This window comes from Yoonia sp. (assembly GCF_030731595.1).
In the GTDB taxonomy this organism is placed as follows: domain Bacteria; phylum Pseudomonadota; class Alphaproteobacteria; order Rhodobacterales; family Rhodobacteraceae; genus Yoonia.
Genome location: NZ_JANQTS010000005.1, coordinates 1 through 8,025, shown reverse-complemented (window position 1 = coordinate 8,025; position 8,025 = coordinate 1). Strand labels below are relative to the sequence as shown.

Here is an 8,025-nt window from a genome sequence, read left to right as displayed (position 1 = left end):
CGGTCCCTACCTTGGTCGCGGTCTATATCACCGGGGCCTATTGGTTCACCTCTTCCACCAGCTTTGCAAATCCTGCGGTCACGATTGCGCGCGGGCTGAGCGATACTTTTGCAGGGATCAACCCCGCCCATATTCCGATGTTCATCGTGATGCAGATTGTCGGTGTCGGTGTCTCTGCCCTGATCCTGCCGCGCCTTTTTCCAAAGACCAGCTAGACCAGCGACGTGACCCACAGGATCGTCGCATCCTCGGCGCTGATGGACACCACGTTATGGCCCATCGCGGCATCGTAATAGGCACTATCCCCGCGCTTGAGTTCGACCGGTTCGTAGAATTCCGTATAAAGCCGGATTTGGCCTGTCAGCACATACAGGAATTCTTCGCCATCGTGGCGCACCCAGCCGTCAAAGTCTTCAAGATTGCGGGCGCGCACACGGGCGCGGTAGGGCAGCATCTTCTTGGTGGTCAGCGTTTCGGCCAAAAGCGCGTGTTCGTATGTTGTGGTGATCTGGGCCGTTTCTTCGCCATTGCGGGTCACCGCCATCCGGCCATTCACCTGCCCCTTCGAGGGGGGCGTAAAAAGCTGCGGCACAGAAATTTCCAAGCCCACCGCCAGCTTTTTGAGCGCGTCATAGGTTGGCGACATCTGCCCGTTCTCGATCTTGGACAGGGTCGAGCGGGCCAGTCCCGCCTGTTGTGCCGCCTGTTCCAGCGTCCAGTCGCGCGCCTTGCGCAATTCGCGCACGCGGGCGCCCAGATCAAGCGGCTGTGCAATAGCGCTTTCGCCGTTTTCATGCGCGATGCGGATCAGGTTTTTGGGGTCAGTTCCAGCCATGGGACGTTCATAATCGCGCTTGGGACATCTTGCAACGGACCTCTGGGCGCGCGATGTCGCAGCAGGATCGGTGCAGCCACGCACAGCGCTTTGGCGGATTAGCGGGTTTTCCTCTGCGCCAGACGTGATAGAGGACACGCGTATCGTCAAAGACATTTACCAATCGGAGACCGCGCATGGTCAAGCTCGATATCATTTCTGACCCGATCTGCCCTTGGTGCTATATCGGCAAGACCAATCTGGACAAGGCCCTGGCCCAGTTCCCCGACCATCCTTTTGTGATCGAATGGCATCCGTTCCAGCTCAACCCTGATATGCCGGAAGAAGGCATGGACCGCCGCGCCTATCTGGAAGGCAAGTTCGGCGGCAAGGAAGGGGCGGTCAAGGCCTATGCCCCCGTTGTAGCACAGGCCGAACAGGCAGGCGCGCATATCAATTTCGAAGCGATCAAGCGCACGCCCAATACAATCAACGCCCACCGTCTGATCCATTGGGCGGGGATCGAGCAGCGGCAGTCCTTTGTGGTTGATCTGCTGTTCAAAGCCTATTTCGTCGATGGCCGCGATATCAGCGACCACGAAGTTCTGGCCGATATCGCGGATACTGCGGAAATGGATGCAGCGATGGTGACGAAACTGCTGGCCTCTGATGCGGACACCGCCGACATCCGTGCGCGCGATGCGCACAGCCGGAAAATGGGGATCAATGCGGTACCAACCTTTATCGTGGCACAACAGCATGCCGTGCCGGGCGCACAACCGCCTGAAATGTGGACCGGCGTGATCAAGGATATCATGGCGCAGATCGAAGCGAGCGCATGAGCGATAATCGGTCTGCGACCATAAACCCCAAAAAACTGGCGCAGAGCGAGTTTATCGCACTTATGGCGATGGTGTCGGCGACGGTTGCCTTTTCAATTGATGCAATGCTTCCGGCACTTCCTGAAATCGGAGAAGCGCTTTCGCCCGACAATCTGAACCGCACGCAGCTGATCATCACCAGTTTTATTCTGGGTTTGGGTGTCGGGACATTCTTTACCGGCCCGCTGTCAGATGCTTTCGGGCGTAAACCTGTCATGATCGGTGGAACGCTCATCTATATCATTGCCAGCTTTGCTGCATGGCGGGTGCAAACGCTGGAATTGATGCTCGCGGCGCGTGTTCTACAGGGGCTGGGTGCCGCCGGGCCGCGCGTGGTCGCGATGGCTTTGATCCGGGATCTTTATTCAGGGCCACAGATGGCGCGTATCCTGTCATTTGTCATGATGGTCTTTGCGCTTGTGCCTGCGATAGCGCCTACGCTTGGGCACTACATCGTTGTCGTGTTCGACTGGCATGGGATCTTTCTGGCCTGTATCCTTTTCTCGTTCATTTCCAGCTGTTGGTTGCTCATTCGGCAGCCGGAAACGCTGGCCCCGGAAAACCGGCGTGCGCTGAGTGTAAAAGCGCTGAAGCACGCCCTTGTCGAGATGTTCTCGCATCAGACAGCGCGGCTTTCGATCTTTATCCAGACCCTGACCTTTGGCATGATTTACAGCATTTTGTCGTCCACCCAGCAGGTCTTTGACCAAACCTACGGTCAAGGTGACAACTTTCATCTGTGGTTTGGCGGGATCGCGGTCGTCTCCTCATCGGCTGGATTTTTGAACGCGCGCTTTGTGATGCGCTTGGGTATGCGCGCCATTATCAAGGCCATGTATACGGCGCAGATATTGATCACGCTTGTATTGATCATCTCACTGTTGGTCGGATCGCCGCCCAGCATCGCCTTTCCGATCTATGTGTTTTGGGTTTTGATGAATTTTTTTCAGGCGGGGATGACCATCGGCAACCTCAATGCCTTGGGCATGGAAGAGATGGGCCATATTGCAGGGCTGGCGGCCTCTGTTCTGACGTCGGTTGCGACTGTGGGTGCGGTCATGATTGCCGCGCCTATTGCGCTGCTCTTTGATGGCACCCCGCTACCGATGGCCATCGGTACGCTGGTTCTTGCCTCGCTCGCGCTGTGGCTGACAACGATGATCAAACGGCCGCACGAGGTATAGTCGGGGTTAAACCCGCTACTTTGCCTTTTCGTCAGCCAGTTTTTGCGCAAGATCGCGCGCGATGTTGAACGCGCCCTGAATCTTGTCGCGTTCTTTGTCCCAATCGCGGCGGATGACGATCTTGTTGTCCTTGATCTTGGCCATTCCGTTCTGGGCATGGACGAAATCCACCAACCCTTTGGGCGAGGCGAATTTGTCGTTGTGAAACTGGATCGTGGCCCCCTTTGGTCCTGCATCCAGCTTGGCGATCCCGGCCTTCTTGCACATGGCCTTGATCCGCACGACCAGCATCAGCGTGTTCACCTCGCGCGGGAGCGTTCCGAAACGGTCGATCAGTTCGGCGGCAAAACCTTCGAGTTCGACCTTCGTAGTCAGTTCCGACAGGCGGCGATAAAGCCCCAGACGCACATCCAGATCGGGCACGTAAGTATCGGGGATCAGCACCGGCACGCCCAGATTGATCTGCGGTGCCCAATGCCCGTCATCAATGATGCCTTCGGCCGCGCCAGAGCGGATCGCCGCGATCTGGTCTTCCAGCATTTGCTGGTAAAGCTCGTAACCCACTTCGCGCATCTGGCCTGATTGTTCTTCGCCCAGCAGGTTGCCCGCGCCGCGAATATCCAAGTCCTGGCTGGCGAGCGTGAACCCCGCCCCCAGCGAGTCGATCGACCCCAGCACGCGCAACCGCTTTTGCGCGGTATCCGTCAGCTTCTGGCGCGGTTTCGTTGTCAGATAGGCATAGGCGCGGGTTTTGGACCGGCCCACCCTGCCCCTGATCTGGTAAAGCTGGCTCAGGCCGAACATATCGGCGCGCCAGACGATCATGGTGTTCGCCGTGGGGATATCAAGGCCGGATTCCACAATCGTCGTGGCCAGCAGCACGTCATATTTGCCGTCGTAAAAGGCGTTCATCCGGTCATCAAGCTCGCCTGCCGCCATCTGGCCCGTGGCCGAGATATAGGTGACTTCCGGCACTTCGCGTTTAAGGAAATCTTCCATCTCGTCCATGTCGCTGATGCGCGGCACGACGACAAAGGACTGCCCGCCGCGATAGTGTTCGCGCAAAAGCGCCTCGCGCACGGTGATCGTGTCGAATTCGCTGACATAGGTGCGGATCGCCAGACGGTCGATGGGTGGCGTGCCGATGATCGACAGATCGCGCACACCGGACAAGGACAACTGCAAGGTCCGCGGGATCGGCGTCGCTGTCAGCGTCAGCACATGCACATCGGTGCGCAACTGCTTGAGCCGCTCTTTGTGCTGCACGCCGAATTTCTGTTCTTCATCAATGACAAGCAGGCCAAGGTTCTTGAACCGCACACCTTTGGCCAGCAAGGCATGGGTGCCCACGACGATATCCACGGTGCCTTTGGTGATCCCCTCGCGGGTCAGGTTGGCATCCCGCGCTGACACAAACCGCGACAAGGGGCGCACGTTGACAGGAAAGCCACGGAACCGTTCGGCGAAGTTCTGGTAGTGCTGGCGCGCCAAAAGCGTTGTGGGCGCGATGATCGCCACTTGCACGCCCGAAAGTGCTGCAACAAAGGCCGCACGGATCGCCACCTCTGTCTTGCCAAAGCCCACGTCGCCGCAAATCAGCCGGTCCATCGGTTTGCCTGCGGCAAGATCGGTCAGCACATCCTCGATCGCGGCCAGTTGGTCGTCGGTTTCCACATAGGGAAAGCGGGCCAGAAACTGGTCCCAGAGCCCCTCTGGAGGGTCCATCGCGGGGGCCGTGCGCAATTCACGCTCTGCCGCGACACGGATCAGACGTTCGGCAATCTGGCGGATGCGTTCCTTGAGCTTGGCCTTTTTCGCCTGCCATGCGCCGCCACCCAGTTTATCAAGCAGACCGGTTTCGTGACCATATTTCGACAGCAGTTCGATATTCTCGACCGGCAGGTAAAGCTTTGAACTTTCGGCATATTCCAGCAACAGGCATTCGTGGGCCGCACCCAAGGCGGTGACAACCTCCATGCCCAGATACCGCCCGACACCGTGATCGACATGGACCACCAGATCACCGGGGCTGAGGCTATTGGCCTCTGACAGGAAATTCTCGGCGCGGCGTTTGCGCTTGGTCTGGCGGATCAGGCGGTCGCCCAGCACATCCTGCTCGGAAATCACGGTAAGGCCGGGGGCCTCGAACCCGTGATCAAGTGGCCAGACGGCCAGATGCACGGCGCGTTTGTCGATACGGCTGAAGTCGTTGATCAGGACAACGTCAGCCACGCCTTCGTCTTCGATCAAGCCTTCCAGACGTTCCCGCGCGCCTTCGGAATAAGAGGCGATGACGACAGGTCCATCTGCCAGTTTCACTTTCACATGATCCGCCAAGGCACTGAAAAGACTGATCTGTTCCTGCTGGCGCTCGGGTGCGAAATTGCGCCCGATGCGCCCGCCGGCATCAGTGACACCGGGCCCTGTGGCCTGTTTGAGGGCTGCAAACTGGATCACCCGCCGGTCTGCGACGGCTTTTTCCCACGCCGGATCATCCAGATAAAGCAGTTGCGGCGGCGCGGGCTTATAGACGCTGTCCATCCGCCCCTTTTGCGTCAGCGCATGCATCCTTGTGCTGTATTGGTCCGCGATGCTGTCCCAACGGGCCAGCCGCATCGGGGTCATCTGGTCATCAAGCGTGATCGTGGCCTTTGGCAGATAGTCGAACAGCGTTTCGAGATCGTCCTGAAAAAAGCCCAGCCAGTGTTCTACGCCGGCGTGCTTGCGCCCTGCCGACACCGCCTCGTAAAGCGGATCATCCGTCCCTGCCGCGCCAAACTCCAGCCGGTAATTCTGTCGAAAGCGGGTGATGGCGGGGTCGTCGAGGATGACCTCTGACACGGGTGCCAATTCGATCTCTTTGAGCGTTTCGGTCGTGCGTTGCGTGACAGGATCGAACCGCCGCGCGCCATCAAGCACATCGCCGAACAGATCAAGGCGCACCGGCCCGCTTTGCCCCGGCGGATAGATGTCAATGATCCCGCCGCGCACCGCATAATCGCCGGGCTCCATCACCGTGGGGCTTTGGGTGAAACCCATGCGGACCAGAAAGTCGCGCAGCGCCTTTTCGTCCATCCGCTTGCCGACGTTCGCCTTGAAGGCGGCAGCGCGCAGCAGACTGCGGGCTGGCACCCGCTGGGTGGCCGCTGAAAGGGAGGTCAGCAGCACGAATTGTGCAGGCATCCCATGCACAAGGCCCGCAAGCGTCGCCATGCGCGCGGCAGAGATATCGGTGTTCGGCGACACCCGGTCATAGGGCAGGCAATCCCACGCGGGAAAGGTAAAGACGGGCGTCTGCGGCGCAAAGAACGCCAGTGCGGCCTGCATCGCGGCAAGGCGTTTATCGTCGCGGGCCACATGCACGACAGGCGCGCCTTTGGCCAACTCTGCCAGAACAAGCTGAGCATCGAACCCTTCGGGGGCGCCACTGACAGTGATGTGTTTGGGATCGGCCATGCGCGCTGAACTACCCCGCAGGCGGGCAGTGTCAACAGGTTAGAAGAATAACGTGGCTTCGATGTTGAAATACATCCCGTACATCGCGCTAAAAAAGATCGCGACCATGGCAATGACCTGGGTCCAAAAGCGCACAGAGATCAAACGACTGACAAGCGCCGGACCCGCAAGCGGCGTTTCCCGCAACTGAAGCGCAAGCCGGAGGTTCACGGCAATGACAACCGAGAGCGGCGCACCCATCACAAACAAACCTTGGGCAAGCTCGATCCCATAGTAAAAGCCGGCCATCCCCAGCATCGCCAGAACAAAGGCAAGCATCGCGGCCAGCGCAACCCCGGCCTGATCGCTGATCTTTGTGATCCGCCGGACGTTGATATCAACAAGTGCTTCCAGATCGGCGAGTTCCTGGGCGGCGCATTTGCGTGCGCGGTAAAGCACATCGAAAGGCACACCAATCAGCCAGTTGCTTGCCGCACCCCAAGCTACAGCCACCGACATCCAATACCAAATACTCGAAAAGGTGTTCAATTCGATGACACGAAGCAGGGCGTCTCTCCAGTCCAATGTCGTCCTCCACCTTTGGTGCGCAGCAGGGAGTTAACTAGCGCTCTGACGGCGGCTTGCCTAGCCTTGTGATAGGTCAAAATCCATGTCACCAATCAGGGACTGTCAAAAAGGCCGCACTTTATGAAACCAACCCTCGCACCCTACCCCGCCACCCGCCTGCGTCGCATGCGCAAATCCCCCGCCATGCGTGCCTTGGCGCGCCAACATACGTTGACGGTGGATGATCTGATCTGGCCAGTGTTTGTGATGGACGGAAAAGACGATGAAACACCTGTGGCATCAATGCCGGGTGTGATGCGGCGCACGGTCAACCGCGTGGCAAAGGCCGCGGTCGAGGCGCAAGCCCTTGGCATACCAGCGATCTGTATTTTTCCCTATACCAGCATGGAAGCCCGCACCGAGGACTGTGCGATGGCCTGGGACCCCGACAACCTGACCAATCAGGCGATCCGCGCAATCAAGGACGCGGCCCCCGATATTGCCGTGATGACCGATATCGCGCTTGATCCCTATAACATCAACGGCCACGACGGTTTTGTCGAAAACGGCGAGATCGTGAATGACAGAACTGTGGCCGCACTGGTCAAGATGGCGCTGGCGCAGGCAGAGGCCGGTGCAGATATCCTTGGCCCCTCCGACATGATGGACGGGCGCATTGGCGCGATCCGTTCCGCCCTTGAGGCCGAAGGACATCAGAACGTCGCGATCCTGAGTTATACCGCCAAATACGCATCCAGCTTTTATGGCCCGTTCCGCGATGCTGTGGGGGCGTCATCTGCGCTGACAGGCGACAAGAAAACCTACCAGATGGACCCCGGCAACAGCGACGAAGCCCTGCGCCTTGTCGCACGCGATTTGGCCGAAGGGGCCGACATGATCATGGTCAAACCGGGCATGCCCTATCTGGATATCTGTCGCCGCGTCAAAGATACCTTCGGCGTGCCCACCTACGCCTACCAGGTGAGCGGCGAATACGCGATGTTGCAGGCGGCCGCGCAAAACGGCTGGCTGGACGGCGAAAAGGTGATGATGGAAAGCCTTTTGGCCTTCAAACGTGCCGGTTGCGACGGGATTTTGACGTATTTCGCACCAGAAGCAGCGAAGATTTTGAACGGTTGATTTG

At 58.7% G+C, this 8,025-nt stretch carries 6 protein-coding genes and 1 pseudogene; 4 read left to right on the top strand and 3 right to left on the bottom strand.

Translation table 11 applies throughout. The features are described 5' to 3' along the window. Positions 1-215 (top strand): annotated as a pseudogene (locus tag NWQ23_RS00220) (aquaporin); the annotation flags it as partial. On the opposite strand, the gene NWQ23_RS00215 reads toward NWQ23_RS00220, so the two are convergent. Then, positions 212-835, bottom strand: a complete 624-nt coding sequence (locus NWQ23_RS00215) for a helix-turn-helix domain-containing protein (RefSeq protein WP_306164177.1) — start codon at positions 833-835, stop codon at positions 212-214. The pseudogene NWQ23_RS00220 and the gene NWQ23_RS00215 overlap by 4 nt on opposite strands. Positions 836-1,011: 176 nt before the next feature. Between NWQ23_RS00215 and NWQ23_RS00210 the strand changes: the two genes are divergently transcribed. Together NWQ23_RS00210 and NWQ23_RS00205 are read left to right on the top strand one after the other, a co-directional pair. Then, a complete protein-coding gene (locus NWQ23_RS00210; protein WP_306164176.1) occupies positions 1,012-1,656 on the top strand; it encodes a DsbA family oxidoreductase in 645 nt (214 codons plus the stop codon). Further along, positions 1,653-2,879: a multidrug effflux MFS transporter gene (locus NWQ23_RS00205; protein WP_306164174.1), complete on the top strand. Its 1,227-nt coding sequence runs from the start codon at positions 1,653-1,655 to the stop codon at positions 2,877-2,879. The genes NWQ23_RS00210 and NWQ23_RS00205 overlap by 4 nt, the downstream gene beginning before the upstream one ends. A 15-nt stretch (positions 2,880-2,894) precedes the next feature. Here the strand turns inward: NWQ23_RS00205 and mfd are convergent, their stop codons facing one another. Together mfd and NWQ23_RS00195 are read right to left on the bottom strand one after the other, a co-directional pair. After that, entirely contained in the window at positions 2,895-6,335 is a 3,441-nt protein-coding gene (gene mfd / locus NWQ23_RS00200) for a transcription-repair coupling factor (protein ID WP_306164172.1), read from the bottom strand. 39 nt (positions 6,336-6,374) lie between these two features. After that, positions 6,375-6,833, bottom strand: a complete 459-nt coding sequence (locus NWQ23_RS00195; RefSeq protein ID WP_306164171.1) for a hypothetical protein — start codon at positions 6,831-6,833, stop codon at positions 6,375-6,377. A 189-nt stretch (positions 6,834-7,022) separates the two neighbouring features. On the opposite strand from NWQ23_RS00195, the gene hemB reads away from it, so the two are divergent. Next, the gene (gene hemB / locus NWQ23_RS00190; protein ID WP_306164170.1) at positions 7,023-8,021 is read left to right on the top strand and encodes a porphobilinogen synthase; all 999 of its coding nucleotides are present in this window, start codon (positions 7,023-7,025) and stop codon (positions 8,019-8,021) included. The last annotated feature ends 4 nt before the right edge of the window (positions 8,022-8,025 follow it).

What these genes read in the sequence shown, in the direction of transcription:
- NWQ23_RS00215 (WP_306164177.1), bottom strand. Translation starts at nt 835, where the DNA reads ATGGCTGGAACTGACCCCAAAAACCTGATCCGCATCGCGCATGAAAAC.
- NWQ23_RS00210 (WP_306164176.1), top strand. Translation starts at nt 1,012, where the DNA reads ATGGTCAAGCTCGATATCATTTCTGACCCGATCTGCCCTTGGTGCTAT.
- NWQ23_RS00205 (WP_306164174.1), top strand. Translation starts at nt 1,653, where the DNA reads ATGAGCGATAATCGGTCTGCGACCATAAACCCCAAAAAACTGGCGCAG.
- mfd (WP_306164172.1), bottom strand. Translation starts at nt 6,335, where the DNA reads ATGGCCGATCCCAAACACATCACTGTCAGTGGCGCCCCCGAAGGGTTC.
- NWQ23_RS00195 (WP_306164171.1), bottom strand. Translation starts at nt 6,833, where the DNA reads ATGTCGGTGGCTGTAGCTTGGGGTGCGGCAAGCAACTGGCTGATTGGT.
- hemB (WP_306164170.1), top strand. Translation starts at nt 7,023, where the DNA reads ATGAAACCAACCCTCGCACCCTACCCCGCCACCCGCCTGCGTCGCATG.